General features: G+C 61.7%; 27 protein-coding genes. 11 read left to right on the top strand and 16 right to left on the bottom strand.

Annotation, left to right across the window (positions count from 1 at the left end; genetic code table 11):
• The 3 genes from R0J92_RS13860 to R0J92_RS13850 all read right to left on the bottom strand — a co-directional run.
• A partial coding sequence (locus R0J92_RS13860) for a GTP-binding protein (RefSeq protein WP_170444454.1) occupies window positions 1-107 on the bottom strand: 107 nt, incomplete at its 3' end.
• Window positions 108-220: 113 nt separating this feature from the next.
• Window positions 221-832, bottom strand: coding sequence for a hypothetical protein (locus R0J92_RS13855; RefSeq protein ID WP_411052074.1), 612 nt, complete (start codon window positions 830-832; stop codon window positions 221-223).
• A 142-nt stretch (window positions 833-974) separates the two neighbouring features.
• Complete coding sequence (locus R0J92_RS13850) at window positions 975-3,323, bottom strand: DNA topoisomerase IV subunit A (RefSeq protein WP_106164289.1); 2,349 nt, start codon at window positions 3,321-3,323, stop codon at window positions 975-977.
• Between the two features lie 303 nt (window positions 3,324-3,626).
• Here R0J92_RS13850 and R0J92_RS13845 point away from each other — a divergent pair, with 303 nt between their 5' ends.
• From R0J92_RS13845 to R0J92_RS13820, 6 genes are all read left to right on the top strand, one after another.
• Entirely contained in the window at window positions 3,627-4,292 is a 666-nt protein-coding gene (locus R0J92_RS13845) for an SH3 domain-containing protein (RefSeq protein ID WP_317385265.1), read from the top strand.
• Between the two features lie 31 nt (window positions 4,293-4,323).
• A complete protein-coding gene (locus R0J92_RS13840; protein WP_411052073.1) occupies window positions 4,324-5,154 on the top strand; it encodes an SDR family NAD(P)-dependent oxidoreductase in 831 nt (276 codons plus the stop codon).
• A 75-nt stretch (window positions 5,155-5,229) separates the two neighbouring features.
• Window positions 5,230-5,433: a twin transmembrane helix small protein gene (locus R0J92_RS13835; RefSeq protein WP_106164286.1), complete on the top strand. Its 204-nt coding sequence runs from the start codon at window positions 5,230-5,232 to the stop codon at window positions 5,431-5,433.
• Window positions 5,434-5,435: 2 nt separating this feature from the next.
• Window positions 5,436-6,008 (top strand): cob(I)yrinic acid a,c-diamide adenosyltransferase, encoded by a 573-nt coding sequence (locus R0J92_RS13830; RefSeq protein WP_411052072.1) that lies wholly within the window; start codon window positions 5,436-5,438, stop codon window positions 6,006-6,008.
• A gap of 275 nt (window positions 6,009-6,283) precedes the next feature.
• The gene (locus tag R0J92_RS13825; protein WP_317385262.1) at window positions 6,284-7,042 is read left to right on the top strand and encodes an electron transfer flavoprotein subunit beta/FixA family protein; all 759 of its coding nucleotides are present in this window, start codon (window positions 6,284-6,286) and stop codon (window positions 7,040-7,042) included.
• A complete protein-coding gene (locus tag R0J92_RS13820) occupies window positions 7,042-7,971 on the top strand; it encodes an electron transfer flavoprotein subunit alpha/FixB family protein (RefSeq protein WP_411052071.1) in 930 nt (309 codons plus the stop codon). The genes R0J92_RS13825 and R0J92_RS13820 overlap by 1 nt, the downstream gene beginning before the upstream one ends.
• A gap of 128 nt (window positions 7,972-8,099) precedes the next feature.
• Here R0J92_RS13820 and R0J92_RS13815 read toward each other — a convergent pair whose 3' ends face one another.
• Entirely contained in the window at window positions 8,100-8,924 is an 825-nt protein-coding gene (locus R0J92_RS13815; protein ID WP_207796934.1) for a DUF6473 family protein, read from the bottom strand.
• A 167-nt stretch (window positions 8,925-9,091) separates the two neighbouring features.
• Here R0J92_RS13815 and R0J92_RS13810 point away from each other — a divergent pair, with 167 nt between their 5' ends.
• On the top strand, window positions 9,092-9,967 hold the full coding sequence (locus tag R0J92_RS13810) for a 3-hydroxybutyryl-CoA dehydrogenase (protein WP_106164281.1): 876 nt from the start codon (window positions 9,092-9,094) through the stop codon (window positions 9,965-9,967).
• Between the two features lie 109 nt (window positions 9,968-10,076).
• On the opposite strand, the gene R0J92_RS13805 is transcribed toward R0J92_RS13810, so the two are convergent.
• Genes R0J92_RS13805 through R0J92_RS13775 form a run of 7 tightly spaced genes read right to left on the bottom strand, consistent with a single transcriptional unit; the run spans window position 10,077 to window position 15,522 of the window.
• Window positions 10,077-10,976 (bottom strand): lysophospholipid acyltransferase family protein, encoded by a 900-nt coding sequence (locus R0J92_RS13805; RefSeq protein ID WP_207796933.1) that lies wholly within the window; start codon window positions 10,974-10,976, stop codon window positions 10,077-10,079.
• Window positions 10,977-11,013: 37 nt separating this feature from the next.
• Window positions 11,014-11,283: an HPr family phosphocarrier protein gene (locus R0J92_RS13800; protein WP_106164279.1), complete on the bottom strand. Its 270-nt coding sequence runs from the start codon at window positions 11,281-11,283 to the stop codon at window positions 11,014-11,016.
• The gene (locus tag R0J92_RS13795; protein WP_411052070.1) at window positions 11,284-11,691 is read right to left on the bottom strand and encodes a PTS sugar transporter subunit IIA; all 408 of its coding nucleotides are present in this window, start codon (window positions 11,689-11,691) and stop codon (window positions 11,284-11,286) included. It abuts the gene before it with no gap.
• A gap of 9 nt (window positions 11,692-11,700) precedes the next feature.
• Complete coding sequence (gene rapZ, locus R0J92_RS13790) at window positions 11,701-12,603, bottom strand: RNase adapter RapZ (RefSeq protein ID WP_411052075.1); 903 nt, start codon at window positions 12,601-12,603, stop codon at window positions 11,701-11,703.
• Entirely contained in the window at window positions 12,587-13,015 is a 429-nt protein-coding gene (locus R0J92_RS13785; protein ID WP_411052069.1) for an HPr kinase/phosphorylase, read from the bottom strand. The genes rapZ and R0J92_RS13785 overlap by 17 nt, the downstream gene beginning before the upstream one ends.
• A 32-nt stretch (window positions 13,016-13,047) precedes the next feature.
• A complete protein-coding gene (locus tag R0J92_RS13780) occupies window positions 13,048-14,781 on the bottom strand; it encodes a sensor histidine kinase (protein ID WP_106164275.1) in 1,734 nt (577 codons plus the stop codon).
• Window positions 14,782-14,820: 39 nt separating this feature from the next.
• Window positions 14,821-15,522: a response regulator transcription factor gene (locus R0J92_RS13775; protein WP_106164274.1), complete on the bottom strand. Its 702-nt coding sequence runs from the start codon at window positions 15,520-15,522 to the stop codon at window positions 14,821-14,823.
• Between the two features lie 364 nt (window positions 15,523-15,886).
• Here R0J92_RS13775 and R0J92_RS13770 point away from each other — a divergent pair, with 364 nt between their 5' ends.
• Window positions 15,887-17,485, top strand: a complete 1,599-nt coding sequence (locus R0J92_RS13770; RefSeq protein WP_411052068.1) for a phosphoenolpyruvate carboxykinase — start codon at window positions 15,887-15,889, stop codon at window positions 17,483-17,485.
• Between the two features lie 109 nt (window positions 17,486-17,594).
• On the opposite strand, the gene R0J92_RS13765 is transcribed toward R0J92_RS13770, so the two are convergent.
• Together R0J92_RS13765 and R0J92_RS13760 are read right to left on the bottom strand one after the other, a co-directional pair.
• Window positions 17,595-18,275: an SGNH/GDSL hydrolase family protein gene (locus R0J92_RS13765; protein WP_411052067.1), complete on the bottom strand. Its 681-nt coding sequence runs from the start codon at window positions 18,273-18,275 to the stop codon at window positions 17,595-17,597.
• Window positions 18,276-18,427: 152 nt separating this feature from the next.
• Complete coding sequence (locus tag R0J92_RS13760) at window positions 18,428-20,125, bottom strand: acyl-CoA dehydrogenase family protein (protein WP_411052066.1); 1,698 nt, start codon at window positions 20,123-20,125, stop codon at window positions 18,428-18,430.
• 148 nt (window positions 20,126-20,273) lie between these two features.
• Between R0J92_RS13760 and R0J92_RS13755 the strand changes: the two genes are divergently transcribed.
• The 3 genes from R0J92_RS13755 to dgt all read left to right on the top strand — a co-directional run bounded on the left by R0J92_RS13755 (window position 20,274) and on the right by dgt (window position 23,576).
• Window positions 20,274-21,041 carry a sulfite exporter TauE/SafE family protein gene (locus tag R0J92_RS13755; protein WP_411052065.1) on the top strand — a complete coding sequence of 256 codons (768 nt, stop codon included), beginning with the start codon at window positions 20,274-20,276 and terminating at the stop codon, window positions 21,039-21,041.
• Window positions 21,042-21,045: 4 nt separating this feature from the next.
• Window positions 21,046-21,969, top strand: coding sequence for a cation diffusion facilitator family transporter (locus R0J92_RS13750; protein WP_411052064.1), 924 nt, complete (start codon window positions 21,046-21,048; stop codon window positions 21,967-21,969).
• Window positions 21,970-22,208: 239 nt separating this feature from the next.
• On the top strand, window positions 22,209-23,576 hold the full coding sequence (dgt, locus tag R0J92_RS13745; protein WP_411052063.1) for a dGTP triphosphohydrolase: 1,368 nt from the start codon (window positions 22,209-22,211) through the stop codon (window positions 23,574-23,576).
• Between the two features lie 240 nt (window positions 23,577-23,816).
• Here dgt and R0J92_RS13740 read toward each other — a convergent pair whose 3' ends face one another.
• The 3 genes from R0J92_RS13740 to R0J92_RS13730 form a co-directional block, all read right to left on the bottom strand.
• The gene (locus R0J92_RS13740; protein WP_411052062.1) at window positions 23,817-25,700 is read right to left on the bottom strand and encodes an alkaline phosphatase PhoX; all 1,884 of its coding nucleotides are present in this window, start codon (window positions 25,698-25,700) and stop codon (window positions 23,817-23,819) included.
• Window positions 25,701-25,859: 159 nt separating this feature from the next.
• The gene (gene recO / locus R0J92_RS13735) at window positions 25,860-26,585 is read right to left on the bottom strand and encodes a DNA repair protein RecO (RefSeq protein WP_411052061.1); all 726 of its coding nucleotides are present in this window, start codon (window positions 26,583-26,585) and stop codon (window positions 25,860-25,862) included.
• 3 nt (window positions 26,586-26,588) lie between these two features.
• Window positions 26,589-26,918, bottom strand: a complete 330-nt coding sequence (locus R0J92_RS13730) for a DUF1491 family protein (protein WP_317385252.1) — start codon at window positions 26,916-26,918, stop codon at window positions 26,589-26,591.
• Window positions 26,919-26,947 lie beyond the last annotated feature (29 nt).

The raw sequence follows: 26,947 nt of genomic DNA, 5'->3' as shown, positions 1-26,947 counted from the left end.
AAGTATTTGGTGATTGCTGCGGTCAGCGTGGTTTTACCGTGGTCAACGTGGCCGATGGTGCCGATGTTGACGTGCGGTTTGTTACGCTCAAACTTTTCCTTTGCCATTCCTTAGGCGCCCTTTTGAATATTGGGGGGTCCGACGGGACCCGGTTTCCTCTGCGCGCGCGGCTTATTTGGTTTGCGCGCAAAAATCAAGCGGTTCGTTCTTGACAAACGCGCTATTCGCTGGCGGTGGACGGGCTGTTCCAGCTTTGCACGGGCTTTTTCGCCGGTGCGGGAGCAACTTCGCCCTCCGCTGCAAACCAGCGATTTTCCGCGTGATTCTCCGCCATCCAGATCTCGATCTCCTTCACCGCATTGCGCGCCAGACCCAGCATCTGCTCGTCGCGGGTGCGGGTATGGCCCGAGCCGAGCAGGAAGCTCTCGCCCGAGGTGGTCTCGAACACCGTGAAGGTCTCTGGCTCAGCGTTCAGCTTCTTGTTGGCGGCGTCATCCCAGACCGTGACCTTGATGGCGAGCACGGATTTCGGGCTCAGCACCAGGGGCACACCACCGGGGGCCACAAAATAGCCCTCGACGCTCAATCCGAAGTGATAAAGCTGATCGCCCTCGTAACGCGAGAACCGCGCCGCCATTTCATTGGTCAGAACATCCACCCATTCATCCGGCTCCACCTTGCGGGACCCGGGCACCATCTGCACCTTTGGCGCCACGACGATATTATGGCCCAGCTTGAAACGACCAAGATCGCGCAGCTCGTCATCTGGGGTCGGTGGCGTACAGGCAGCAACCAGAACGGTCAGGGCCAGAAGGGCAAGGGTGCGGATCATGAATTCTCTCTAGCTCGCGGTCGGGTCAGGGTTGCCAAGTGATAGACCGGGTTTTTGCTCCCGGTAAACCCGCAAGACGGCGAACCCCCGCGCGGTTGCGCGGGGGCCACATGTTTTCAGGCATTCTGGCAAATTATTGCCGTCATTTGAATTTGTAGTCCTTGGGGAACCCATAGGGCGGGCGCTTGCCAACACCGGCACGTTTGCCCAGCCACTGGCTCAGGTCGGTCTCATGCCGGGTCTTGCCGCCCCCCATTTCCCACTGCAGCCCGTCGTCCCAGTTGAAGGTGGTGACATCCGCCAGTCCGCCATCAAGCTCGAGCGAGCCCTGTCGGCCGCGGGCCATATTGTACTTCTGCAGGCGCACACCTTTGCCACGGGTCAACTCCGGCAGTTCCTCAACCGAGAACACCAGGAATTTGCCATTTTCCGACACCACTGCCACGTGGTCACCGGAGACCGGAATGCAGATCTTGGCGCGGTCGTCATCTTTGACGTTCAGCACCTGCTTGCCGCCACGGGTCTGGGCCACGATCTCCTTCTCGGCGCAGATAAACCCGTTGCCCGCATCCGAGGCCACCAACAGGCGACCATCGGGATTGTGGATGAACAGATCGACGATCTCCACCTCGTTGGGCAGGTCCACCATCAACCGCAACGGCTCGCCCATGCCGCGCCCGCCGGGCAGGTTGGCTGCCGACAGCGTGTAAAAACGCCCGTTGGAGCCAAACGCCAGCAACCGGTCCGTGGTTTCCGCATGGAAGATGAAACGCGCGCCGTCGCCGTCCTTGAACTTCAGCTCGCGGGTCAGGTCGATATGGCCAGTCATCGCCCGGATCCAGCCCATCTGGCTGCAGACCACCGTGATCGGCTCACGGTCGATCATCGCTTCCAGCGGCACGTCCTCGACGTCCCCCGCTTCGGCAAAGCGGGTGCGGCGAGCGCCACCTGCGTAGCTTTTGCCGAACTGCTTCTTGGTGTCGCGCAGCTGCTCGGTGATCTTTTTCCACTGCAGATCTTCGCTGTCCAACAGCTCCGCCAGACCGGCCCGCTCCTCGCGCAGAGCGTCGCGCTCGCGCGTCAGTTCGATCTCCTCCAGCTTGCGCAAGCTGCGCAGGCGCATATTGAGGATCGCTTCGGCCTGAACCTCAGACAGCTCTCCATCACCAGGCGGCGGGGTCAGATACTCCGCTTCGGTAAAGGCCCGGGGCTGCTCACGCCCCCAATCTTCGCGCATCAGCGCCGCCTTGGGGTCGTCGTCGTAACGGATGATATCGATCACCCGGTCGAGATTGAGGAAGGCGATGATGAAGCCGTCGAGCACCTCCAGCCGGTGGTCAATCTTGGCCATCCGGTGCCGCGTGCGGCGTTGCAGCACGTCGCGGCGGTGGTCGAGGAAGGCGCGCAGCACCTCCTTCATCGAGCAGACCTTCGGCGTCACCCCGTCGATCAGCACGTTCATGTTGAGCGAGAACCGCACCTCCAGATCGGAGCTGCGATACATCAGCCCCATCAGCACCTCCGGGTCGACGTTCTTGGACTTGGGTTCCAGAACGATGCGGATGTCCTCGGCGCTTTCATCGCGCACATCGGCGAGGATCGGCACCTTCTTGGTCTGGATCAGCTCGGCGATCTTCTCGATCAGCTTGGACTTCTGAACCTGATAGGGAATTTCCGTAACCACGATCTGCCACTGGCCACGGCCAAGGTCCTCGATCTCGTGGGTTGCCCGCAGACGGAAGGAACCACGCCCGGTCCGATAGGCCTGGGCGATGTTTTCCGGCGGCTCCACGATCGTACCCCCGGTGGGGAAATCCGGTCCCGGCACATATTGCAGCAGCGTGTCGTCGCCCGCATTCGGCGATTTGATCAGATGCACGCAGGCGTCGACCAACTCGGCAATGTTGTGCGGTGGGATATTCGTCGCCATGCCGACAGCAATACCGCTGGAGCCATTGGCGAGGATATTGGGGAAGGTCGCGGGCAGAACGCTCGGCTCTTGCAGGCGGCCATCATAGTTGTCGCGAAAATCAACCGCGTCTTCGCCTAGGCCTTCCAGCATCGCCTCGGCGATAAAGGTCATCCGCGCTTCGGTGTAGCGCGAGGCGGCCGGGTTGTCGCCGTCGATATTGCCAAAGTTACCCTGGCCATCGACCAGCGGGTAGCGCACGGCAAAATCCTGCGCCAGTCGCGCCATCGCATCATAGATCGCCGCATCACCGTGAGGGTGGAAGTCCCCCATGGTGTCACCGGAGATCTTGGCGGATTTCAAAAAACCACCGGAGGAGGACAAGCGCAGGCGGCTCATCGCATAGAGAATGCGGCGGTGCACGGGCTTCAGGCCATCCCGCGCGTCGGGCAGCGCACGATGCATGATCGTGCTCAATGCATAGGTCAGGTAACGCTCACCAATAGCGCGACGCAGCGGTTCGCGCATCTCGGCGTGGTCAGGCGGGTCGGCGGGCGTGGGATCGTCAACGATGTCGGTCATGAAAACCTGATACTGCCCACCTCGTCGAGCGGCAAGCAGGCATCTTTGGTTTTCATCAGATCAAAGCAGGAGCGTGGCCGCACAGCCCTGTGAAAATTGAGTTTTCGCGTCGCAATCTGCCCGTTGGGGGAGGAAACACGCAGCTCTCCCCCTCGTTTTATGTTAAGATTGTGGAGTATTGATCGCACCTGGGGCGATTCTCGTTGCCATTTCTGGTCTGGAACATCTTTGTGCCTGCCGCGTTGCACGCGGGAGCGGGAACGTCCGATTGTTTAATGCGATCTGTTGTAGGGAGTATGCGCCATGTCGCGGTTTTTGATGGTTTCATTTGCGGGCCTGGCCCTGGCCTTCTACGAACTCAGCGGCGGCGCGGATTTCACACCTCCTGCGCATCCCACGACTGACACGCAAATCCAGCAGGCCACCGACAGCGACACGCGCAACCGCATCATCAGCCGCCCGGCAGAAACGCAGTTGGCGACGCCGGTTCTCACCCCCTATTCCGCGCCGGAGCGATCCGCGGTCAGGACCGCCTCGAACGATCAGGCTGCTCCCGCACCGGAGAGAGCCGCGCGCAGTGCCGCCAGCGTCATCAACGTGACTCTGCGTGAGCCATCCTCCGTCGTCGACGTGCCGCAACCCATCTCGCTCAACCTGCCTGCAACCGGCCTGCGCATCGGGTCCATCGAAGGTGGGCTAAGCACCATCACCACTGCCGCAACCGCCCCTACCCCGATTGCGACGGTCGCCGCACCGGAACCCATCGGTGACATGCGCAGAATACGCGCCTCCCGCGCCAACGTCCGTCTTGGTCCCGGCACCCGCTTTCCGGTGCTGGTTCAGCTGCTTGCTGGCGACAAAGTACGTGTCCTCAATGAGGACCCGTCCGGCTGGTCGCTGCTCGAAAACCCAAAGACGGGTCAGGTCGGCTGGATTGCTGCTTCCCTGCTGAGCGCGAAAGCGTCATAACTCGGCCCCGGACACATTCCGGGGACCTTTTATGACCAAGACACTTTTGATCACCGGCTGCTCTTCCGGCATCGGCCATGCTGCGGCTCATGACATGCGCGCCCGTGGCTGGCGTGTCTTTGCCTCCTGTCGCACCAAAAGCGATTGTGACCGTTTGCGCGCCGAAGGGTTCGACAGTCCTCGTATCGATTATACCGACCCCAAAACCATCCGCAGTGGGCTCGCAGAGGTGCTCGACGCCACCGGCGGCACCTTGGGCGCGCTGTTCAACAATGGCGCGCATGGGCTGCCGGGTGCGGTCGAAGACCTGCCAACCGACGGGTTGCGAGAGATTTTTGAAACCAATGTCTTTGGCTGGCACGAGCTGACACGGCAGGTGATTCCGGTGATGCGGGCGCAAGGCCACGGCCGGATCGTGCAGAACTCTTCGGTGTTGGGATTGGTGACCTACCCTTGGCGCGGCGCCTACGCGGCCACGAAATTCGCCATCGAAGGGCTCACCGACACGCTGCGGCTGGAGTTGTCCGGCACTGGCATTCACGTGATGCTGATCGAGCCCGGCCCGGTCACCTCAAAAATCCGGGAAAATTCGATCCCGCACTTTGAAAAACACATCGACTGGAAGACCTCTCCGATCCGCGACCGCTACGAGCAATCTTTATTGAAACGCCTATACGAATCGCGCGGCCCCGATAGCTTTGAGCTGCCACCTTCGGCAGTCTCGAAGAAACTCGCCCACGCACTGGAGGCCGCTCGGCCCCGCCCGCGTTACTATGTCACCACCCCGACCTATATCGCTGGCACCCTGCGGCGAATACTCTCAACACGGGCAATTGACCGCATTCTTCTGCGCTATAGATAGTCCCACCAGGGCCCGATGGGCCGCAGCACACGCCGCACACGGCGTGCTTCAGGACAATAAAGGACCAGACAGACCATGGGCTCTTCACTCTACATCTTGGGCATCCTGGCAATGGCGGCTGTGGTCGTCGTGTTGGCGATCGGCATCGGCGGCTTCGGCGCTGGCGGCGAATTCAATCGCAAGAATGGCAATAAGATGATGCAGCTGCGGATCTTCTTTCAATTTCTGGCCGTGGTTCTGCTGCTGGCCTTTGTCTTCTTTACCAGCGGAGGAAACTGAGCATGGTGGTTCTGAGCAAGATCTACACCCGCACCGGGGACAAGGGCGACACTGCGCTTGGCAATGGCAGCCGTGTTGCAAAGCACTCCGCCCGCGTCACCGCCTATGGCACATCGGACGAGTTGAACGCTCAGGTCGGTGTCGCGCGGCTGACAGCCGAGGCCGAACTCGACACCGGTCTGGCGCGCATCCAGAACGACCTCTTCGACCTGGGCGCAGACCTGTGCCGGCCTGACATGCATTTGGACGCGGAGGCAGAGTATCCGCCCCTTCGCCTGGCGCAAGCTCAAGTGGATCGGCTCGAAGCCGAGATCGACGAGATGAACACATTGCTCACGCCCTTGCGCAGCTTTGTGTTGCCGGGTGGCAGCGCATTGTCCGCGCATCTGCATGTGTGCCGCACGGTCGCCCGCCGGGCCGAGCGTCTGACAACCGAACTGGCAACGCTGGAGGATGTGAATGAGGCGGTATTGATCTATCTGAACCGGCTTTCAGACTGGTTTTTCGTCGCCTCCCGCATTGCCAATGAAAACGGTGAAAAAGATGTGCTCTGGGTTCCGGGCGCCAACCGCTGAGCAGACACAGCGCGTCAGCGTAGAACCGATTCGACACTGCTACCGCAAACATCCCCGTGCCAGTTGGCGCGGGGGTCTTTTTTTGCGCCTCATGCGCGGTTTCTATTCCGAAAATTCCGCAACGAAATTCGCAACTCTTTCTGCAAACGCGACGTCCGCGACCCACAACGTGACGATTTTACCCTGTTGTCGTGGCCCTCTAGTCGATATCAACACTCCGAGAGCACTCATGGGACCCGTGTGAGCGGATCCCGATTGTTAAGGAGAAACGCACTATGAAGGTACTCGTGCCTGTCAAACGCGTGATTGATTATAACGTGAAAGTCCGCGTCAAAGCGGACGGAAGCGGTGTCGATCTCGCCAACGTCAAGATGTCGATGAACCCCTTCGACGAGATTGCCGTCGAAGAGGCGATCCGCCTCAAGGAAGCCGGCAAGGCGGATGAGGTCATCGCAGTCTCCATCGGCGTCAAGCAGTCTCAGGAAACCCTGCGCACTGCCCTGGCCATGGGTGCCGACCGCGCCATCCTGGTGGTTGCTGCCGACGATGTGCATCAGGACATCGAGCCGCTCGCGGTTGCCAAGATCCTCGCCAAGGTTGTCGAAGAAGAACAGCCCGGGCTTGTTCTTGCGGGCAAGCAGGCGATCGACAACGACATGAACGCCACCGGCCAGATGCTCTCCGCGCTTCTGGGCTGGAGCCAGGCGACCTTCGCCTCTGAGGTGGACATCGACGGCGACAACGCCAAGGTCACCCGTGAGGTCGACGGCGGCCTGCAGACCATCTCCGTCAAGATGCCGACCATCGTTACCGTCGATCTGCGTCTCAACGAGCCGCGGTATGCGTCCTTGCCGAACATCATGAAGGCAAAGAAAAAGCCGCTCGACGAGAAAACCGCTGCTGACTACGGCGTCGATGTCACCCCGCGCCTGACCGTGGTGGAGACCAAGGAACCCGAGGCCCGCTCCGCTGGCATCATCGTGGGCTCCGTCGACGAGCTGGTTGCGAAACTCAAAGAAGCGGGAGCTGTATAATGGCTGTTCTTCTCCTTGCCGAAGTTACCAATGGTGAGCTGGCATATGACGCCACTGCCAAGGCCGTATCTGCTGCCAAGTCTCTGGGCGATGTGACCGTACTGGCCGCTGGCGCCTCTGCTGCCGCAGCCGGTGACGCCGCCGCCAAGATCGACGGTGTTGCCAAGGTGCTGGTCGCCGAAGACGACAGCCTCGGCCATCGTCTGGCAGAACCAACTGCTGCACTGATCGCGGGCCTCGCCTCCGACTTCAGCCACATCGTTGCGCCCGCGACCACCGACGCGAAGAACATCCTGCCCCGCGTGGCGGCTCTGCTCGACGTGATGGTGATCTCCGACGTGACCGCCGTGGTGGACGCCGACACCTTCGAGCGTCCGATCTATGCCGGCAACGCGATCCAGGTGGTGAAGTCTTCCGATGCGAAGAAAGTGATCTCCTTCCGGACTTCCACTTTTGACGCCGCAGCCGAAGGCGGCTCTGCCTCCGTGGACAGCGTCTCCGCCGCCGACAACCCGGGCCTGTCGTCCTGGGTCGAGGACAAGGTCGCCGAGAGCGACCGCCCGGAACTGACCTCCGCAGGTGTGGTTGTGTCCGGTGGCCGCGGCGTTGGCTCCGAGGAAGACTTCAAGATCATCGAAGCACTGGCCGACAAGCTGGGCGCCGCTGTTGGCGCATCCCGCGCTGCGGTCGATTCGGGCTTTGCACCGAACGACTGGCAGGTGGGTCAGACCGGCAAAGTGGTTGCACCGGAGCTCTATATCGCCGTGGGTATCTCCGGCGCGATCCAGCACCTCGCGGGCATGAAGGACTCCAAAGTGATCGTTGCGATCAACAAGGACGAAGAAGCGCCGATCTTCCAGGTTGCCGACTTTGGTCTGGTCGCAGACCTTTTCGCTGCAGTGCCAGAGCTGACCGAGAAGCTCGGCTAAGCGGTCCTGAAAGGTCCCAAACACCGGAAGAGCCCGTGCATTGCGCGGGCTCTTTTACTTTCCGACCCCGACTGAAACCCCGATGCGCGCTCCGACAGATGCGGCGGATAAAGACCGCATTTGCGGGGTCATGCCGCGGCCAACAAACTCAACAGATGTGATGCCACCGCATCCGAAATGCGATCATGCTCTTTCGGCCCCAGCATCAGCCGTGCCGCCGGCAGATCCATCGGGCCAAAAATCATACCCGGAACATCCTGCGCCTGCGCGGCAGTTGCGACCTCCAACTCGATTACACCATCAACGCTAGGCCGCAGCACGTCCACCATGGAGCGCTCCACGAGGCTCGGCGACGGCCCGAGGGTCTCGGCGGTTCCCATGTCGTAGCGCAGCCACAGCAACACCACACGCCCCTGCAGCCCCTCGATCAACCGCCCCATGCGCATGAGCCAGGTTTCCTGCAGCTCCGCACAGACCCGCTCGAACCGTTCCGAGGACACGGCTTTCAGCGATGTCAGCATGTGTTTGTTGAAATGGTAGTCGGTAAAGTCGATTTCAGGAAACAAATGCACCAGCGCATCATAGGGGCGCAGAAAACGGTCATTCCGGCGCGGATGCACCTTGTAGAAACTGTTTGTAAGGTTCTGTGCCCCCATCACCTGCAGGATCGTCAACTGCCCCCCGGCAGCGACCTCCATCAGGCTGTCATCATACACGAAGGCATCGACACCAGCATTTATCGACCCCAGGTTGACACAGGCCAGCCCCACCTGCCCTTCTACACCCTGCGGGAACGGTCGTTCCACAAACCGGCCAAACACCTCAGTCCCGCCTAGGAAACTGAGATAGGGATCGCGCAAATCCCGCGCGGGCCCCCTGACATGCAGCCGTGACTCTCCGTAGCTGCATATTTCGCTCACAAGCGCGTCGGCGCTTTTGAGTTCATAGCTCATTTCGTCCACCACTTTTTCACCCAAGAGCCATATTGGCGTCAGAATCTTTCCAAACTGCTAAATGGTGATTTTGCCGAAAACCCGATGTATCTTGCCGGATCGGCCTTGTTTCTGCAGTTGCGAAACCGGTAGTATCCCGCCGCAGGCACAAGGAAAGGCCAACCATCATGGATGTGAAAACAGTCGGGATTATCGGGGCAGGTCAGATGGGCAATGGCATCGCCCATGTCATGGCATTGTCCGGATTTCATGTTGTTCTCAATGACATAAGCCAACAAGCGCTCGACAGCGGCCTGTCTCTGATCCAGAAGAACCTTGCCCGTCAGGCCGGGCGCGGCAAGATCTCGGACGAGGAAGTGGCCGCCTCTATGGAGCGGATTTCGACCACGCTGGTGCTGGCCGACATTGGCAAGACCGATCTGGTCATCGAGGCCGCAACCGAACGTGAGACCGTAAAGCAGGCAATTTTCGAAGACCTGCTGCCGCATCTCCTGCCGCATACGATTCTCACCTCCAATACGTCTTCGATTTCCATCACCCGCCTGGCCAGTCGCACCGACCGACCGGAGCGCTTCATGGGATTCCACTTTATGAACCCGGTGCCGGTGATGCAGCTGGTCGAACTCATTCGCGGCATCGCCACCGATGAGGACACGTTCAAGACCTGCCAGGCCGTGGTGGAAAAGCTCGGCAAGACCGCAGCCAGCGCCGAGGACTTCCCGGCGTTCATCGTCAATCGCATCCTGATGCCGATGATCAACGAGGCGGTCTACACGCTCTACGAGGGGGTTGGCTCGGTACGTTCGATCGACGAATCGATGAAGCTGGGCGCCAACCATCCGATGGGACCGCTGGAGCTGGCGGACTTCATCGGCCTCGACACCTGCCTTGCGATCATGAACGTGCTGCACGATGGGCTGGCGGACACGAAATACCGCCCCTGCCCGCTGCTCACCAAATACGTCGAGGCTGGCTGGCTTGGTCGCAAGACCCAGCGTGGCTTCTACGACTACCGCGGTGAGACCCCGGTCCCCACGCGCTAAGCGATCCAAGCCGCGTCGTCATCGCCTGCCGTCAGAACGCAGGCGATGATGCAGACGCAAAGCTGTTGTCTTGGCGACCGGAAAACAGGCCGCCAGGACACAAGACCTCTCAGCCCTTCTTTCCAAGATTGAGCGTGTGTTCGCGCAGCCAGGCCATGAAGCCGCGTGGATCGCTGTGCAGCCGCTCCATCTGCTCTTCCGTCAGCGCCTCGCCCACCACAGGGGCCTGAGGTTTATTGCATGATCGAACGATTTCATGCAGCAGCAACCCCTGCCGCAAGGTCGGTGAGATCCTGCAGGCAATCTGATAGGCGCGCGAATTCCGGCCCGGGAAGAACATAGGCACGACCTTGGCGCCGGAACGGCGAATGAGCTGCGCGGTGAAGACGTTCCACTCCTGCTCGACCGGAGGGCCAAACCAGCTTTCGGACGACATCACAACGCCGGACGGGAACAGCGCGACCACACCGCCTTCTTTCAGATGCGCCATTGCCTTGGCGCGCATCTCAACCATCTTGCGCTGCGCATCCGGGTCGTGCGGGAACGGCACCGGGATCATGAAAGACGTGGCCGCCTCGTCCAGTCCGGTCAGCACCGAGCGGGTCAGGATACGGTAATCGAGCCGCCGCCGCCCGATCAGGTCGGCAAAGATCATGCCGTCGACCATACCGTGCGGATGGTTTGCCACCACAACCACCGGGCCGTCTTCGGGAATATTGTTGATCTGCTCGTCTGGAGTCTGCAGCTCGATGCCCATGACGTCGAGCGCGCCGCGCCAGAACTTGTTGCCGCGATAGTCGGCGTTGCGCTTCTCGAACTTCGAGACCATGCGCAAAATGGTAAGCTTGCCCGTCAACCACTCCAGAGTACGGATCGCCAGCGAGGTCCAGCGGTCGTCAAAGGAATTGGCGTAAGTCAGAGTGCGACGATCATAGACCTCGCCCGTGGAAACGCCCTGCGCGTCCTTCGACGTGAGGCCGGAATCGTTATTATGTGCGGTGTCAGCCACTTTCACCTGTCCCGTCTTTTTGGACCGTTCCGACAGACTAGTAGCCTTCGCCAAATTTGTCAGCCACCAAGGCCGCCACGGCAGAGGCCAACGCGTCTGCGTCAGGTCCCGAGGTTTCGACGTCAATAGTCGTTCCCTTCGACGCTGCCAACATCAAAAGCCCCATGATGCTGTCACCTGAGGCCGACATACCATCCTTGATGACTTCTGCGGAGGCATCAAAGCCCTCGACCACTTCCACCAACTTGGCGGACGCACGGGCATGAAGGCCCTTCTCGTTTATTATTTCTAGTGTCTTTCGAGCCATTTATTCTGCCGCGCCCCCTTCAGGGTTCACATTTTGGGAATTGATATATTTGCGCCCTGCTTCCATTGCATGGCGAACTGCATCTGCCACCGGCAGATGGCGGGACTTCGCCAGCTTGATCAACATGGGAAGATTGGCACCATAGAGAATCCGACGGTTGGCGGGCGCACAGGCGCGCAGGCTGAGGTTGGAGGGGCTGCCGCCAAAAAGATCTGTAACCACCACCACACCGTCGCCAATGTCGACGGTATTCGCTGCAGAACAGATCTCATCCTGCTTGGCATCACGGTCGTCATCAGGGCCGATGGCGATGGCCATCAGCGCAGGCTGACGCCCGACGACATGTTCAACGGCAGCCAAGTATTCCTTGGCCAACCCTCCATGTGCAACAATCACGATCCCGATCAAGCGGCTCTCTCACTTCAATGGCTGGCCAGGCAGCTCGCGGTGCCTAATTGACACCTGCTGGCCTGCGCGTGCAAGGGCCTTTGCCAAGGTTTCGGCCAAAGTTACCGAACGGTGTTGCCCACCTGTGCAACCAAACCCGATGGAGAAATGGGATTTCCCTTCCTCGCGGTAGGCCGGGAGCAATGAAAGTGTCAGATCCAGGACCCGATCAAAGAACCCCTGAAACTTGGCATCCGCCATCACGTAGTCTTGGACTTCGACGTCGCGCCCGTCATGGGATCGCAGCGCTGGTTCCCAATAGGGGTTCGCCAGAAACCGACAATCGAACACCATATCGACGCTGCGCGGTATGCCGCGCTTGTATGAAAAACTATGCAGTGCCACAGCGAGCGCGCGGCCACCCTTAGGCGCAAACGCCCGCTCTACCTCGGCCCGCAGCTGATGCACATTCAGCTCGGAGGTATCAATGATGACATCCGAACGGTCACGGATCGCGCGCATCAGATCCAGCTCGCGACTGACCCCCAATTCCGGACTCTCTGCCGGCGACAGCGGATGCCGCCTGCGGGTCTCGGAGAACCGGCGCAGCAAGACTTCGGGTCGCGCGTCCAGATAGACCACAGTGGTTTCGATCCCGCGCCGGCTCTTCAGCAGATCAATCACATCGATCAGCGCTTCGGTCGAAAAATCACGGTTTCGCGGATCCAGCCCCAACACCAGAGGACGATCCGCACCGCCCGCATCCACAAGCCCCGGAACCAGCCGCAATGGCAGGTTGTCGATCGCCTCAAAATCAAGATCCTCCAGCACGTTGAGTGCGGTGGTCCGCCCGGCCCCGGACGGACCGGTCACCAACACGAGGGGCGGCGGCCGCGAGGCAACAGCACCGTTCGCATCACAAAGGGGTTCGATCTCCGTCGGGGTCAATGGCTCCGCCTTTCAGATACTGGATCAGCGCGGCCGCGAAATGGTCGCCTTCCGCGCGCTTCAGACTGGGCAGTGACACGCCCAGAACCTGCTGTCGTACGTGGCGCGGAAGCCGGTCAGTTTCAAGCTGGCTCATGTCCACAATGACGTGAAGTTGTACCTCAGCCACCACATCAGCACGCAAGATGCCCACGCCGCGTGCCTCGATCAGACCGCAGATCGGCGCTGGTGCCTTTGCGAGCAACGCGGCGCCCGCTCGACGGATCTCCGTGCGATCATCGGCCACCAGCACCGCCCCGCGTGCCATCAACTCAAGCGCCAGAGCAGATTTACCGCTCCCCGACGGGCCGGAAATGAGAACGCCGCGCCCCTCGAGCGCGACGCAACTGGCGTGCAATACAGTGCCGGCAGACGCTCCGGTGACCACGGTCAGACCGGCAGGCCGACCACGAAACGCGCGCCAAGTGGCTCGGAGGTCAGATCCGCTTCGGTCGGGCGAATGTTCTCAGCCCAGATCACGCCGCCATGCGCCTCGACGATCTGCTTGGAAATCGCCAGACCAAGGCCCGAGTTGTTGCCGAAATGCTCGTCCGGACGCTGCGAGTAGAACCGTTTGAAGATCTTCGACAGTGCCTGTTCCGGAATACCGGGGCCCGTGTCCTCGACCACCACAAGCACCCGATTTTCGCGCCGACGCGCCCAGACCCGGATCGCATCGCCCTCCTCGCAGAAAGAGATCGCGTTGGAAATCAGGTTGACGAACACCTGTGCCAGACGCGCTTCTAGCCCGCGGATCTCGATCGGCTCATTCGGCAGTTCGGTGATGTAGTCGATGCCCTTGCCGCGCGCATCCTCGCCCAGATACTGGTTCAGATTGCCGAGCATGTGGAGCAGGTCGAAATCCTCTTCGTCCTCCTTCACCAGTTCCGCATCGAGCCGCGACGCGTTGGAGATATCACTCACCAACCGGTCGAGGCGGCGCACATCATGTTCAATCACTTCCATCAGCTTCTCCCGCTGGTCCTCCCGGTGAACCATGCGCAGCGTGCCGACCGCAGACTGCAGGCTGGCCAGAGGGTTCTTGATCTCATGTGCCACATCAGCTGCAAATTGTTCGTTACTATCGATACGATTATATAGCGCTTTCACCATGCCACGCAGCGCGCGGCTCAACCGACCGATCTCATCCGGGCGCGCAGAGAGGTCCGGAATGCGAATTCGACCCGGTTTTACCTTGTCATCGTCGCGATCCTTACCCAGTTCCGCCGCCTCTGCCAGATCGGCGAGCGGGTTGGCGATTGTCGAGGCCAGCACGAGACTGAGGCCGACAGACACCATCAGCGCCACAATGAACATCTGTAACACGCGCTCGCGTTCGATTCGCACCAACCGGTCGATTTCACCGGTTGCCGATGTCATCACCAGAACACCCGCGGTCTGCCCGGCCTGCATGATCGGCGTGGCTGCGGCGTAAACCGTCCCGCCCGCTGTATCCGGCACCGCTGCGACCTGGGTGCCATCCCGCAAGGCCCGCTCCGTCAAATTTGTCAGCTGGCCTTCGGAAATTGCGACTGCCCCGGTCTGTTCCGGTGCACGACTTCCTCCGACCGCCGTCCAGAGTGCCGTGAGCGTATCGGAGATCAGCGTCGAACCGCCTTCGTTTTCGTTCAGCAGGTTCAGGGTGTCAGCCCGCGCAACACCTTTCTGCCGATCCACCAGCGCCTGTGCCGTGTCAAACACGAAGACTTCGACCCCGGCCCGCAGCGACAGGGTCTCCAACGTGGGCTCCACATCGGAATCGGTGATCGCAACCGGCGCGCCTGCAGTCTCTGTTGGCAGCTGCGCTTCTACAACGTCGGCTGCCAGCATCGCCTCGGAGACCAGCGTGCCCAGCCGCTGATACACTAGGCTCTGACGCGCGGAATTCAGGTATAGGATGCCTGACACCATGATGATCAGAGCGATCAGGTTGAAGGTGATAATCTTGCGCGTCAGGGGCGAGCTGCGCAGGGACAAAAATCCCCGGCGCGCCCGCTTCGCCTGCATCTCGCGCCCAACGGTCTGTTCGGGGGCAACCCAATCGTCACCGAGAACAAGGTCATTGTCCCGACGTTCATCCCGATCCATCTGCCGGTACGAATCCGTCATGCCACTGTCGCGCATGCGCGTATGTCTCCACCCAAGCTCCCGAAGATCGGAAACTTACTCTTCATTGTAGCGATAGCCGATCCCGTAGAGGGTCTCGATCGCCGCAAAATCAGGATCCGCGCTCCGCATCTTCTTGCGCAGGCGTTTGATATGGCTGTCGATGGTCCGGTCATCCACATAGACCTGATCATCGTAGGCCACATCCATCAACTGATCGCGGCTTTTGACAAATCCGGGGCGTTGCGCCAGGGCCTGCAACAACAGGAACTCGGTCACGGTCAGGGACACGTCCTGCCCTTTCCAGCTGACCGCGTGGCGCAACGGGTCCATGCGCAGCTCGCCGCGTTCCATCACCTTGGTTTCAGGCGCTGTGCCGACCTCATCGGTGGCCACGGCTTCCTGACGGCGCAGCAGCGCACGGATGCGTTCCACCAACAAGCGCTGTGAAAAGGGTTTCTTGACGTAATCGTCCGCGCCCATGCGCAGGCCAAGCACCTCGTCGATCTCATCATCCTTGGAGGTGAGGAAGATCACCGGCATCTGGCTTTTCTGGCGCAGGCGCTGCAGCAAATCCATGCCGTCCATCCGGGGCATCTTGATGTCCAGAACCGCCATGTCAGGCAGGCGTTTGTTAAAGGCGTCGAGTGCAGCCTGTCCGTCGTGGTAGGTTTCGACCTCGAACCCTTCGGCCTCCAGCGTCATAGACACCGAGGTCAGAATGTTCCTGTCGTCATCGACCAAAGCAATCTTTGACATCGGAATTAGCCCTATCTGCTCATTATTCGTTTATTTTACGTCCTTTGTCGCTTGGAAGACGCCGCGAATCAATCCCTGATTAACGAATCAGGCAAAATCTTGGCATCCATTGACGCAAAAATGTCTTAGCATTGGTTAAAGACCGCCAAGTGAAACTGCGATGGCGCCTATGCGAAACATTGGTGGCGCTAAAGGTTTGCGTGGTTGCGCTAACTGCGCCAAAGCGTCCTGTTCTTTCCGCAAAACCTCATGTTAAGACCCGTTCAGGAGGTGCTATTATTGCGCCTCGGTGCCAATCGGCGCAGCGAAAGTTCCATGCGGCCACAGCCCTACGCAACAGGCCGACACCCAGGAGAGACAAGCGATGACATCTGGACGGGTAAACCCGCAATTCCGCCTCGAGGATCAAGGGATCGAGGGTCTGGGCAATGTCTATTACAACCTCATGGAGCCTGCGCTGGTCGAAGCGGCCCTGGGCCGCGGCGAAGGCACGCTGGGCAAGGGCGGCGCCTTCCTGGTGACCACCGGCAAGTTCACCGGCCGCTCCCCCAAGGATAAGCATGTGGTCAAGAGCGACAGCGTCGCCGACACCATCTGGTGGGAGAACAACGCAGAAATGACCCCCGAGGGGTTCGACGCGCTCTACCTCGACATGCTTGAGCACATGAAGGGCCGCGAGTATTTTGTGCAGGACCTCGTGGGCGGCGCCGACCCGGTGCATGCGATCAACGTGCGCATGGTGACCGAGCTGGCCTGGCACAGCCTCTTCATCCGCCACCTACTGCGGCGTCCCGACCTTGAGGATCTGGATGATTTCGTGTCCGATTTCACCATCATCAACTGCCCGAGCTTCCAGGCCGACCCGGCCAAGCACAATTGCCGCTCCGAAACCGTGATCGCGCTCAACTTCGACCGCAAGTTGATCCTGATCGGCGGCACCGAATATGCCGGCGAGAACAAGAAATCCGTCTTCACCCTGCTGAACTACCTGCTGCCGGAAAAGGGCATAATGCCGATGCACTGCTCCGCCAACCACGCCAAGGGCAACCCTGTCGACACTGCGGTGTTCTTCGGCCTCTCCGGCACTGGCAAGACCACGCTCTCCGCCGACCCGGACCGGGTGCTAATCGGCGACGATGAGCACGGCTGGGCCTCCAACGGCACCTTCAATTTCGAAGGCGGCTGCTACGCCAAGACCATCAACCTCAACCCCGAGGCCGAACCCGAGATCTACACCACCACCGAGAAATTCGGCACCGTGATCGAGAACATGACCTTCGATCCGCAGACCTTCGACCTCAACTTCGAGGACGACAGCCTGACCGCCAACATGCGGTGTGCCTACCCGCTGCACTACATCTCCAACGCCTCGGCCTCGGCGCGCGGCGGTCACCCCAAGAACATCATCATGCTGACCTGTGATGCCTTTGGCGTGCTACCTCCGATCGCCCGTTTGACCCCGGCGCAGGCGATGTATCACTTCCTCTCCGGCTTCACCTCCAAGGTGGCGGGCACCGAGCGTGGCGTGACCGAACCGGAGCCCACGTTCTCCACCTGCTTTGGTGCGCCCTTCATGCCGCGCCGCCCGGAGGTTTACGGCAACCTCCTGCGCGAGAAGATCGCCCAGCATGGTGCCAGCTGCTGGCTGGTGAACACCGGCTGGACTGGCGGCGCCTACGGCACCGGCTCGCGGATGCCGATCAAGGCGACCCGCGCGCTCCTGACCGCTGCCCTCGACGGATCGCTCGCCAATACGGATTTCCGCAAGGATCCGAACTTCGGCTTCGACGTGCCGGTCGCGGCCCCCGGCGTTGCCGAAGTGCTGCTGGATCCGCGCCGCACCTGGGACGACACATCCGCCTATGACGTCCAGGCCGAGAAGCTGGTGCAGATGTTCTCTGACAACTTCGAGCAATACCTGCCCTATATCGACGATGACGTGAAAGCCGCGGCGATCTGCTGATCCCTGCCCTCGGTCAGACATAAAGTGAAACACAAAAACCCCCGCCATCGTGCGGGGGTTTTCTGTTGCAGGCGTTCAGTGCGACCGATCTCTACTCGTCAGCCTGAGGTCAGTTCTGCTGCCGGATGACGGTTGCCACCATGCCACCAATGACCCTGCTGCCCTTGATAGAAGGATGCATCCGGTCCGCGGCATGAAAGCTGAGGTCGCCATGCGGCACCAACCCGGCAGCCGGCAGAAAGGTCACCCCGTCGTCCCGCGCCGCCAGTTGGGTCAGCCGGGCATCCAGAATGTCGCCCTCGTCCCGGCACGACTCGATCGGTGAGGAGCGTCCGGGACTGCGCAGATACCCCAGCACGATAACCTTCGCACCCGCCGCACGAATGCGGGCCACCAACTCTGGCAGGGCGCCCTGCGCGCCATCGTCCGAGATCAGCTTGTCCAGCTTGCGGTCGCAGACCGCACAGCCGCACCCCAAGAGCAGGTCGTTGCCACCGCCGTTCAGGACCACCCAATCCCAAGGACCGGCGCGGTATTGCTTGGGGATCGACAGCCCCGCCGCGCCACTGATGGGCAGCCGGTAAATCATCCGCGCGCCCGTCACCGAACGGTCGATGACCGGCTCCTGCAACTCGGATGCGACCACATCGGGGATCGACTGGCCGCTGAGGCCGTTCCACGCCATCATCGAATCGCCCATGGCGAGGATCCGGGCCTCCCGCCCCACGGGGCTGTCGCCGCAGGCAGTAAGGAAAAGCAGGCTGAGGAGCAGGAAAGGGATACGGATCATAGTCACCTGCATAGCATGAGCCCCGCCAATTGGCAGATGATAAAGTCGCAAAGGGCAGCGCCTGCCCCTGGGTGGGGGCGAAGCGCCCTCCCGTGGGGAGGGTCGGGCGCTGTCCGGCCTGCAGGCCGAACGCATAGTCTCTCAAATGGGCGTTACGCCAGCAGCCGCCGCGCGATAACCTGCGCCTGGATCTCCGCCGCACCTTCAAAGATGTTCAGAATGCGCGCATCACACAGCACCCGCGAAATCTTGTATTCCAGCGCAAACCCGTTGCCGCCGTGGATCTGCAAGCCATTGTCCGCTGCAGCCCAAGCCACCCGCGCGCCCAGCAGTTTTGCCATCCCGGCCTCCAGATCGCAGCGGTGGCCATTGTCCTTTTCCCATGCGGAGAAATAGGTCAGCTGCCGCGCCACCATCACCTCGACCGCCATCATCGCCAGCTTCGATGACACCCTCGGGAAGTTGATCAGCGCCTTGCCGAATTGCTTGCGGTCCTGCGCGTATTGCATGGAGATATCGAGCGCCGATTGCGCCACCCCGATGGCCCGCGCCGCGGTCTGGATGCGGGCGCTCTCAAACGTCTCCATCAACTGCTTGAAGCCCTTGCCCTCTTCGCCACCCAGAAGGTTTTCGCCCTTCACGTGGAAGCCATCAAAGGCCAGTTCGTATTCCTTCATGCCGCGATAACCCAAGACCTCGATCTCGCCGCCGGTCATGCCGTCGGTCGGGAACGGGTTCTCATCCGTGCCCGGCACCTTCTCCGCCAGGAACATCGACAGGCCGCGATGGTCCGTGGTCTCCGGGTTGGTGCGTGCCAGAAGTGTCATCACATGGGTGCGCGCCGCATGGGTGATCCAAGTCTTGTTGCCGGTGATCGTGTAGTCGCCGTTGTCCCCCTTGACCGCCCGCGTCCGCAGGGCGCCAAGGTCGGAGCCGGTGTTGGGCTCGGTGAACACCGCCGTCGGCAGGATCTCCGCGCTGGCGATCCTCGGCAGCCAGTTGGCTTTTTGGTCGTCGGTGCCCCCCGCCAGGATCAGCTCGGCGGCAATCTCGGAGCGGGTGCCAAGGCTGCCGACGCCGATATAGCCGCGCGACAACTCCTCGGAGACCACGCACATGGAGGCCTTCGACAGGCCAAAGCCGCCAAACTCCTCCGGGATGGTCAGGCCAAAGACCCCCATCTCCGCCAGCTCCTCGATCACTTCGATCGGGATCAACTCGTCCTTGAGGTGCCAGTCATGGGCAAAGGGCTCGACCTTTTCCTGCGCGTAGCGGCGGAACTGGTCGCGGATCATCTCCAGCTCCTCGTCGAGACCGGAGGTGCCGAACATGGTGCTGCCGGACTGCTGCTCCATCAGCTCCACCAGCCGCACCCGCGCGGCCTGGGTGTTGCCGGACTGTGTCAGCGTCATCACTGCCGGGACCATCAGCGCACGTTGATCGTCCTGGCCGAGGCCTAGATCCTGCAGGCGCAGCACCTCGCCCTGGTTCATCTGAATGCCGCCGTAGATCTGCCAGAGGTATTCGCCAAAGGCGATCTGGTGGATCAGCTGCTCCATCTCGCCCAGCTTACCCGCGCCCGAGAGCGCCTCGGCCCAGCGGTGCATCTGGCGCAGCGCATAGACATAGGTGGCCAGCCAGGCCAGCCCGTGCGCGGCATATTGGTTCTGCTCGACCAAAGCGCCCGAGACCCGATCCCCGTCGCTGACTGTCGCACGCACCCGGGCTGTAGCGATCTCCAGCAGCTCATCCAGTGGCGTCAGAGCGTCTCGTGTAAGCGCCAGCAAATCCGGCAGCAATGGCGCGCTTGGGTTCATGTCCTGTCCGTCCATTTGTCCGTCATGGGGCATCGGTCACATCCTCTTCAGGTCTGGCTCGGTGATAGGCTACTTTGCAGGTGCAGCGCAACAATAAATCCGAAATGATCCATCATTCATTCATTAATTACCCTTTCGTTTTTGCAGTGCAGCGCCCTCCGGATGTGCTATGCGCAAGTTTATGATGGATCTTTTTCCCCTTCTCGCGCCGGCCGGATTCGTGCTGGCCTTTGCCGTGGCGCTGGTCGCAGGCACCATCAAGGGCATTGTCGGCTTTGCCATGCCGATGATCATGGTCTCGGGACTGAGCTCGATCATGGCACCGGATCTGGCATTGGCCGGGCTGATCCTGCCGACGCTGGTGACCAACGGGTTTCAGGCAATGCGGCAGGGCCCTCGCGCGGCCTGGCAGTCGATGAAGCGCTTTCGCGCTTTCCTGCTGGTGGGGGGCGTCTTCCTCATGTTGAGCGCGCAGCTGGTGCGGGTCTTGCCAGCGCAGGTGATGCTCCTGATCATCGGCGGGCCGATCACACTCTTTGCCGTGACCCAGCTGATGGGCAAGCATCTGGTGTTGCACGCCCCCTCGCGCCGGATGGAAATCGGCATCGGTGCCTTTGCCGGCTTCATCGGCGGCTTTTCCGGTATCTGGGGGCCGCCCACTGTCGCCTATCTGACCGCGCTTGGCACCGAAAAACGCGAGCAGATGCGCATCCAGGGGGTGATCTACGGGCTGGGTGCGGTGGTGCTGTTTTTTGCACATGTCGGCTCCGGTGTGATGCGCAGTGAAACGCTGCCATTCTCGATCCTGATGATCCTGCCGGCACTGTTTGGCATGTGGCTGGGTGGACGATTGCAGGACAAGATCGACCAGAAGACCTTTCGCCGGGCGACCCTGTTTGTGCTGCTGATCGCGGGGCTGAACCTCATGCGCCGCGCGCTGGTGGGCTGAGCCGATGTCACTGGATCTCAGCACTCGCCTTTCAGCCAGTCAGATCGCCGGTGGCACCATTGTCGTGTCGCTGCTGGTCCTGGCGCTAAAGCTCGGCGCCTGGGCACTGACCGACTCCGTCGCCCTGTTCTCCGACGCGATGGAAAGCCTGGTGAACGTTTCGGCCGCAGTGTTGGCGTGGTTCGCCATCCGCTACGCCGAACGCCCGGCGGACGACGGCCATCCGTTCGGACATCACAAGGCCGAATACTTCTCTGCGGTGATCGAAGGCATTATGATCATTCTCGCCGCCGCACTGATCGTCCATCAGGCGATCTCTGCGCTGACATCGGGCGCCATGGCAAACCTGACACCCGTCGCCCTGGTCGTCAATGCGGCTGCACTCGCGGTCAACCTCCTCTGGGCGCAGATCTTGCTGCGCTCAGGTCTACGCCTGAAATCACCCGCCTTCGAGGCCGGCGGACGCCACCTGATGAGCGACGTCTGGACGTCGGCCGGGGTGATGGGCGGGCTGATACTGGTTCTGGTCACCGGCTGGACGGTTCTGGATCCGATCCTGGCGCTGCTTGTTGCGGTGAACATCCTTCGCGAGGGGCTGCATGTGGTCTCCGACTCCGTGGACGGTCTGATGGACAAGGCCGCATCTGACGAGGAACAGGACAAGATCCGTGCTGTAATCCTCGGCTCTGGCGACGGCGCACTGCAGATCCACGACATCAAGACCCGCCGCGCGGGTAAGGCGATTTTTGTGGAGTTCCACATGGTCGTCGACGGCGCAATGACGGTGGCGCAAAGCCATGACATCTGTGATCGGCTGGAACACGAGATCGAGGCCACCCTGCCCGGTGTGCATGTCACCATCCATGTGGAGCCCGACCACAAGCTGGAAGACAGCGGGCTGGAACCGACGCCCCCTGCCCCCCGCTGACAGCCCACCCCTGCAAGAGGGTTTGCGCTGCGCTCCGCGCATCGCGCGGGGGCGGGGGCCGCGCCTGCGGCGCGGCCCCCGCCCGGCCCAACTGCCATGTGGCAGCCGACCGAAAGGTCGGATGAGCATGGCGGGCGGGAGCACCCCCTTGCGACGACATCATACGGACAGGTTGCAATTCCGGAGCCGAGAGGCTTTTTAGGCCAGAGCCCACCAACTGGCACAGGAGAGAGCACCCGATGGACTGGACCCAGCTGCTGAACCCGGGACGCCTGTGCCGCCCCGACTACGCCGACAAACCGGATCGCCCGGCCTATCTGCAGGACTACGACCGCATCCTGTTCTCGGAACCGTTTCGCCGCCTCGCGCAAAAGACGCAGGTGCACCCGCTTTATGACCACGACCATGTGCATCATCGGATGATCCACTCGATGGAGACCTCCTCGGTGGGCCGGTCGCTGGGCATCCAGGTCGGACAGGCGCTGGTCAAGGACGGGCGCCTGCAGGAGGGGCTGCAGCATGTGATCGCAGGCACCGTGCAGGCCGCTTGCCTAGTGCATGACATCGGAAACCCGCCGTTTGGTCACTCCGGCGAGGCGAGCATCGGCGCATGGTTTGCCCAGAAGTTTGCCGCCGACGCGGGCAAGCGCAGCGGCATCGCCGGAGGGATTCCCCCGGAACGTCGCGCCGAGTTTACCGCCTTTGAAGGCAACGCACAGGGCTTTCGCATCGTGTCCCGGCTGGAGATGGCCCGGCGCGAGGGCGGCATGCGCCTGTCCTATGCCACCCTTGGTGCATTTGCCAAATACCCCTGCACCGCCGCCGCAGCAGCAGACGCAGGGCACTCTTACGTTGGCCTGAAGAAATTCGGCACCTTCGCAAGCGACGAAGACCTCTTTGCCGAAGTCGCAACCGCCCTCGGCCTGCCCGAGGAGCGCACGGCCGCAGGACATCGCTGGTGGCGCCGCCATCCGCTGGCCTTCCTCGTCGAGGCGGCGGATGACATCTGCTACCGCATTCTGGACCTCGAGGATGCCGCTACCGTGGGCGACCTCGACAGCGCCGTTGTGTCGGAGATCCTCGAAGAGATCACCAGCAAGCCCAACCGCGCACCCGATCCCGACATGACGCTCAGCGACCGCACAGGGATGCTGCGTGCCATGGCAATCGGCGCAGCCATCGACAGTGCGGTGACGGCGTTCCTCGACCACTACGATGACATCATGGCGGGCACGTTCAATGACGGGCTGATGGAAGTTTCCTCAAAGGCCTCCGCCTTCAAACGTCTCAAGGAGATCTCCAACGCCCGCATCTTCACCGCCCAGCGCAAGACCGAGTTGGAGGTGGTGGGACGCAAGGTGCTGTTCACCATCCTTGACGAGTTCCATGACCTGTTCATCGCCTTGAAGGACTGCAACTGGGACGCGGAACAGCTGCTGCAGGAGCATGGCTACTGGACGCAACTGGTGCGCGCCGTGGATCTGGATCTGCGCGGGATCGAGGACGACTATACCGCGGCCCATGCGCTGACCGATTTTGTCTCCGGCATGACAGACCGCTACGCCCTGCGGGTGCGGGACATGATCACCGGGCAGGTGCCCAGCTAGAAGCACCGGCACGGGCGCTGTCCAGGCGCATCACGGGACAGCGCCCAGGCGATACGACAGCCCTTCTGACCCAATGTTTCGCGCGCGAAATAATAGGGCAGCACACGCAACCTATCACTCTGTTTTTATTAAACATTCCAAACACATTCCGAACACTGCGCCCGATGCAACGGCAACAACTGCACGGCAAAAAGCCCCCTCCGTTCGGAGAGGGCTTTCCACAGATCTTCGGCCTATGACTTAGCCGAAAGCGGCGCCGTCTTCGCGCCAGACGGTGACCACGGCAGAGCGTGGCTTGCCGTTGCCATCGGGCCATGCGCCACCCGGATGCTGCACGCCGACGAAAGCGACTGTCTTGTCCAGCGACCAGCACAGGCCGGTGACCTCGGCGCCGTTCGGCACCGTCATGAAGCGGGCGATCTCACCCGATTCCGGGTCGCCGACCAGCATCTGGTTGTTGCCCTGACCGGCGAATTCACCCTCGTTGCTGTCGTCGCCATCGGTCTGGATCCACAGCATCCCATCGGAGGAAAAGGCCATGCCGTCGGGCGAGTTGAACATGTTGCCCGGGTTGACGTTCTCGGACCCGGCATAGGCGTTGTTGTAGACCGTCGGGTTGCCGGCCATCACGTAGAGATCCCAGGTGAAGGCATCGCCGGCGTGATTGTCGTCCGCCGGGGTCCAGCGCACGATTTGACCGTAGTTGTTGGTCTCACGCGGGTTCGGCGCGTTGACCGAGGTGTCGTCGCCGCCAGCATTGGGTTTCACGCCACGGTTCTTGTTGTTGGTCAGCGCGCAGTAGCCTTCCGCCTTCAGCGGGTTGCAGGCCACCCACTCGGGGCGGTCCATGGTGGTGCCACCCACGGCAGAGGCCGCCATACGGGTGAAGCAGAGGATTTCTGCCGCGTCCATGCCGGTGGTCTCGGGCGTCAGGGCGAGCCATACGCCAGTCATGTCGTCGTTGAACTTCGCCACATAAAGCGTGCCGTCGTCCAGCAGGCCATCAGTTGCATCGCCTTCGGCCCAGGTGTTTGCGGAGACGTATTTATAGAGGTACTCACCGCGCTCATCATCGCCCATGTAGACCACGATATGGCCATCGGCGGCGTGCACCATCTCGGCGTTTTCATGCTTGAACCGGCCCAGGGCCGTGCGCTTCACCGGGGTGGAGGTCGCATCCGCCGGGTTGATCTCGGTGATGAAGCCATGGCGATGCGGCTCGTTTGGCTCTTTCGACAGGTCATAGCGATCATCGAATTTCTCATAGGCGTAGCGGCCCGCGCCGCCGATGCCGTAGCGGATGTAGCCCTCGCCCTCGGGCATCTCGCCGGTGGCACCGAAGTAGCCGTTGAAGTTCTCTTCGCAGGTCAGATAGGTGCCCCAGAGAGTCTTGCCGGAGCCGCAGTTGTTCATGGTGCCCTTGACGGTGCGCCCTTCGGGATCGGCCTTGGTCTTGACCAGATCGTGACCGGCAAGCGGACCTGCGAGGGTCATCTCGGTCTCATGGGTGATGCGGCGGTTCAGCGGGCTGTCTTTCACCACGGCGTAGCCACTTTCGCCCTTGGCGATTTCGATCACGGTGACGCCCTGCAGGTTTTTCAGCAGGTTTACCTCGTCGGCCGTCTGCGGCACCCCGTCAGAGGCGGCGGGCAGGTTGATCTTCGGGTTCACATATTCGGAGTTCACCGCGATGACCTCGCGGCCCTCGACCTGGAACAGCTCCATGCCGTCGGTGTTCTCGCCAAAGACCTTGTCGGACATCTCGACCGAGACGCCGTCCTCAGCGGAATAGGCGCCCTCAGCTTCGGACCAGAGCGCATCGCCCCAGCGCACCAGAACCTGGCTCTTGTAGCCGGCGGGCACATGCACGGCGTGGTCGGTGGCAATGCCGATGGGGTCAAACGCGAATGTGGCGCCACCGGAGGCGCGCGATGCGGTGGTGGAGGACATCAGCCCGGTGCCGAAAACCGCCGCGCCGGAGCCAAACGCCAGCGCACCGCCAAGGAACCCGCGACGCGACACCGCGCGTTCGACCACAGCGTCGAATTGGTTTTCATCGGGACGGGGATCGCGATGCTCGTCAAAGTCGTCCCAAGAAAGATCGATGAGGGTCTTAACAACCATTTTAGTGCGCTCCTCGCTGTCAAATTGGCTGGGATACGACCCCTTCTGCACGGGCCGAACCGCAAGGGCGTTCTTCCCCTCAAGATGTATCATGCGTGTGACGTCGGTGGCCGGGTCTTCGCAGTGTCGCACGAGGCGGCGGTTTTCTGCGCGTGCCGCCTAGAGCCGCCGCGCCAAAACATCGAGAAACCGCCCTCGCGCCTCGGGCACGGGCCGGTTGCCAAGTGCCGGGGCCAGTTTTGATTCGAAGAAAAACCCGGTGGTTCTGAGGCCGGTGAGGACTTCGATATCCTCTGCCGCGCCCTGCCCCAGCATCACCGGCGGCAATTGCAGCAGCCGGTCCGCCCACTCTCCGGCACCGTCCTGCGACACCGCACGGCCGGTTTTCGGCGATACATAAGTCAGCCCCTCGGTCGCCCCCGTGACGGCACAGGCCGACAGGTCCAGCCCGTAGCCCAGCTCCTCCAGCAGCGCCATTTCCCAGCGCAAATAGGCCAGCGGCCAGAGGTCGTCATTGTCCAGCAGGTCCAGCAGCGCCTCGCTGCGACGGTACAGCCCCGGATGGGGTTCCCGGTCCGGCAGGGCAAAGGCCAGCAGAGCGCAGACCGCGTTGAGCCCGGCGAGCGCCAGCCGACCGGAGAGCGCCGCCGCCGCCCGGCTGCGCAGCGGTTCGGCCTTGAAGGTGCCAAGGTGATCCTCCAGCCGCGCTGACCAGGCCAGATCCAGCTGCGCACCCGGTTGCAGCATCGGCGCCATGCGACGGCTGGCGCCCCCTCGCACGAGCCCGGAATGGCGACCGTGGTGTTCCGTGAAGACCTCGATCAGGGCGGAGGATTCGCCGTGGCGACGTACCGTCAGCAGAATGCCCTGATCGCGCCAGTCCATTGCTTACTCCAGACCGGGTTCATCAAGCAGGTGGCGACCCGCGCGGTCCTCCACCTCGATCACCCAGAGGTCGCTGTCGAACTGGCGCTGCCTGGCGATAGCGGCTTCGGCTTCGGCATCCTCGCCTGCAGTGAGCTCGACCCATTTGCGGTCTCCGGTCATCAGGTCAAACGATCGCTGATAGACTTGGGCCTGCCCGTCGAGCGTGTTGAGCTTGACCAGCACCGCACCGGCGGTGTCATCACCATGGGCCGTGACAAAGGCCGGAATATCCTGAAACCGCAGGCGGGCCAGATAGGCGTCGACCCAGAAACGGGCGGTGAGGCGGGTCATGAGCGCTCCTGCTGCAGTGGCGACCTGCA

The organism is Tritonibacter sp. SIMBA_163 (assembly GCF_046535935.1).
GTDB lineage: Bacteria > Pseudomonadota > Alphaproteobacteria > Rhodobacterales > Rhodobacteraceae > Epibacterium > Epibacterium scottomollicae.
Note: the sequence above shows the minus strand (reverse complement) of the source record. Positions and strands in the feature narration are given on the sequence as shown.

Coding starts and splice junctions, on each gene's coding strand:
- R0J92_RS13855 (WP_411052074.1), bottom strand. CDS start 832: ATGATCCGCACCCTTGCCCTTCTGGCCCTGACCGTTCTGGTTGCTGCC.
- R0J92_RS13850 (WP_106164289.1), bottom strand. CDS start 3,323: ATGACCGACATCGTTGACGATCCCACGCCCGCCGACCCGCCTGACCAC.
- R0J92_RS13845 (WP_317385265.1), top strand. CDS start 3,627: ATGTCGCGGTTTTTGATGGTTTCATTTGCGGGCCTGGCCCTGGCCTTC.
- R0J92_RS13840 (WP_411052073.1), top strand. CDS start 4,324: ATGACCAAGACACTTTTGATCACCGGCTGCTCTTCCGGCATCGGCCAT.
- R0J92_RS13835 (WP_106164286.1), top strand. CDS start 5,230: ATGGGCTCTTCACTCTACATCTTGGGCATCCTGGCAATGGCGGCTGTG.
- R0J92_RS13830 (WP_411052072.1), top strand. CDS start 5,436: ATGGTGGTTCTGAGCAAGATCTACACCCGCACCGGGGACAAGGGCGAC.
- R0J92_RS13825 (WP_317385262.1), top strand. CDS start 6,284: ATGAAGGTACTCGTGCCTGTCAAACGCGTGATTGATTATAACGTGAAA.
- R0J92_RS13820 (WP_411052071.1), top strand. CDS start 7,042: ATGGCTGTTCTTCTCCTTGCCGAAGTTACCAATGGTGAGCTGGCATAT.
- R0J92_RS13815 (WP_207796934.1), bottom strand. CDS start 8,924: ATGAGCTATGAACTCAAAAGCGCCGACGCGCTTGTGAGCGAAATATGC.
- R0J92_RS13810 (WP_106164281.1), top strand. CDS start 9,092: ATGGATGTGAAAACAGTCGGGATTATCGGGGCAGGTCAGATGGGCAAT.
- R0J92_RS13800 (WP_106164279.1), bottom strand. CDS start 11,283: ATGGCTCGAAAGACACTAGAAATAATAAACGAGAAGGGCCTTCATGCC.
- R0J92_RS13780 (WP_106164275.1), bottom strand. CDS start 14,781: ATGCGCGACAGTGGCATGACGGATTCGTACCGGCAGATGGATCGGGAT.
- R0J92_RS13775 (WP_106164274.1), bottom strand. CDS start 15,522: ATGTCAAAGATTGCTTTGGTCGATGACGACAGGAACATTCTGACCTCG.
- R0J92_RS13770 (WP_411052068.1), top strand. CDS start 15,887: ATGACATCTGGACGGGTAAACCCGCAATTCCGCCTCGAGGATCAAGGG.
- R0J92_RS13765 (WP_411052067.1), bottom strand. CDS start 18,275: ATGATCCGTATCCCTTTCCTGCTCCTCAGCCTGCTTTTCCTTACTGCC.
- R0J92_RS13760 (WP_411052066.1), bottom strand. CDS start 20,125: ATGCCCCATGACGGACAAATGGACGGACAGGACATGAACCCAAGCGCG.
- R0J92_RS13755 (WP_411052065.1), top strand. CDS start 20,274: ATGATGGATCTTTTTCCCCTTCTCGCGCCGGCCGGATTCGTGCTGGCC.
- R0J92_RS13750 (WP_411052064.1), top strand. CDS start 21,046: ATGTCACTGGATCTCAGCACTCGCCTTTCAGCCAGTCAGATCGCCGGT.
- dgt (WP_411052063.1), top strand. CDS start 22,209: ATGGACTGGACCCAGCTGCTGAACCCGGGACGCCTGTGCCGCCCCGAC.
- R0J92_RS13740 (WP_411052062.1), bottom strand. CDS start 25,700: ATGGTTGTTAAGACCCTCATCGATCTTTCTTGGGACGACTTTGACGAG.
- recO (WP_411052061.1), bottom strand. CDS start 26,585: ATGGACTGGCGCGATCAGGGCATTCTGCTGACGGTACGTCGCCACGGC.
- R0J92_RS13730 (WP_317385252.1), bottom strand. CDS start 26,918: ATGACCCGCCTCACCGCCCGTTTCTGGGTCGACGCCTATCTGGCCCGC.